Origin of the sequence: Neptuniibacter pectenicola (assembly GCF_001597735.1) — a bacterium.
GTDB lineage: Bacteria > Pseudomonadota > Gammaproteobacteria > Pseudomonadales > Balneatricaceae > Neptuniibacter > Neptuniibacter pectenicola.
In genome coordinates this window covers 1-1773 of sequence record NZ_LUTS01000032.1, presented here as the reverse complement: position 1 = coordinate 1773, position 1773 = coordinate 1, and the positions used below count along the sequence as shown (strand labels likewise).

Genomic DNA, 1773 nt, shown 5'->3' with positions numbered 1-1773 from the left:
CGGTTACGGTTCTTTAGAAATTGATGATCGCCAAATTCAAGATCTTTTGAAATTTGAAAAGCCGTTAGCTGATAAGGAGGCATAAGGAAGGGAGAGAAAGGGGAAGGAAAGAGAAAAAAGAGGAGAGGAGAAGGGAGAGGAGGAGGAAGGGGAAGGAGGGGGGGAAGAGGGGGGAGAGGAGAAAAGAGGAGAGGGAGAAGGGAGGGAAGAAGAAGGAAGGAGGGGAGAGGAAAGAAAAAGAGAAAAGGGAGGAGGAAGAAAGGAGGAAAAGGGAGAAAGGGAGAAGGGGAAGAAAAGAGAAAGGAAAGGAAGGAAGAGAAGGAAGAGAGAGGGGGAGAGAAGGGGAGGAGGAGGAAGGGAGGGGAGAAGAGAGGGGAGGGGGGAGGGGGGGAGGAAAGAGGAAAAAGAGGAAGGAGGAGGGGAAGGGAGGAAAAAGAAAAAAAGAGGGGGGAGGGAAAAGGAGGAGAAGGGGGGGGGGAAGGGGGGGGGAGAGGAAAGAGAGGGGAAAGAGGGGGGGGGAAGAGGAGAGAGAGGGGAAGGGAAGGAGGGGGGAAGAAAGAGAGAGAGGAGGGGGGGGAGAGAAAGGAGGGGGGAAAGAGGAAAGGGAAAAGGAGGGGAGAGAGGAAGGGGGAAAGGAGAAAGGGAAAAAAGAAGAAGGGGGGGAAAAAAGGAGAAAGAAGGGGGGAGGGGAAAAAAAAGGAGAGGGGGAGAGGGAGAGAGAGAGGGGGGGAAAGGGAAAGGGGGGAAGAGAAGGAGGGAGAGAAAGAAGGGAAGAGGGGGAAGGGAGGAAAAAGAAGAAAGGAGAAAAAAAGGAAGAAAGAGAAGAAAAAAGAGAGAGAAAAAAAAAGAAAGGAGGGAGGAAAAGGAAAGGAAGGGAGAAAAAAGGAGGGGAGGGGGGGAAAAGGAAGAAAGAAAGAAGAGGGAAAAGAGAGGAAAAAAGAAGGGAAAGAAAAGAAGAGAGAAAAAAAGAGAGGAGGGGAAGGGAGGAGGGGAGGGGGAGAAAGGAGGAGGGAGGAGGAAGAGGGGGGGAGAGAGGGGAAGAGGGAGGGGGGGAGAAAGAGAAGAAGAGGGAGAGGGGGAGGGAGAGGAGAAGGAAAGAGAAGGGGAGGGAAGGGGGAAAAAGGAGGGAGGGGGAGAAAGAAGGGGAGGAGGGGAAGAAAAAGGGGAAGGAGAAGGGGAAAGAGAGGAGAGAGAAAAAGAGAGAAGGGGGAGAAAAAAGAAGAAAGGAGGAGGGGGGAAAGGAAGGAAAAAAAAGAAAAGGGAAAAAAGAGGAGGAAGGAAAGAGAAGAAAACGGGAAGAAGGGGGAAAGGGAGGAGGAGAAAGAAAAAGGGGAAGGAAAAGAAGAGGGGGAGAGGGGGGGGGGAGAGGGAAAAAAGGAAAAAGGAAGAGGGGGGGGAGGGAAAGGAAGGGGGAGGAAGGGGGGAGGAAGAGAAGGGGGGGGGGGAAGAAAAGGGAGGAAAGAAAAGAAGGGGAGGAAGAAAGAGGGAAAAGAAAGAAAGAGGAAAAAAAGAAAGAAGGGAAGAAGGAAAGAAAAGGGAAAGGGAGGGGGAGGGAAGAGAGGAAAGGAAGTGGAAGTAGAGGAGGTAAGGGAGAAAGGAGAGTTGAAGAAGGAGAAGGTAGAGAGGAGAAGGGAAGAGGAAAAAGAGGAGGAAAAGAAGAGAGAAAGAGGGAAGGGGAAAGAAGGAAAGGAGGGGAGGAAGAGGAGGAAGAGAGAAAGGAAGAGGGGAGGAAGAGGGAAGGGAAAGAAAGTGCTCAATTGTATCTACATAGAT

The 1773-nt window shown here is 51.4% G+C and carries 1 protein-coding gene; it reads left to right on the top strand.

Translation table 11 applies throughout. The annotated features are described in order from the left end of the window. Positions 1–1569 precede the first annotated feature (1569 nt). On the top strand, positions 1570–1773 hold a 204-nt coding region (locus tag A3773_RS16675; protein ID WP_197462816.1), incomplete at its 3' end, for a hypothetical protein.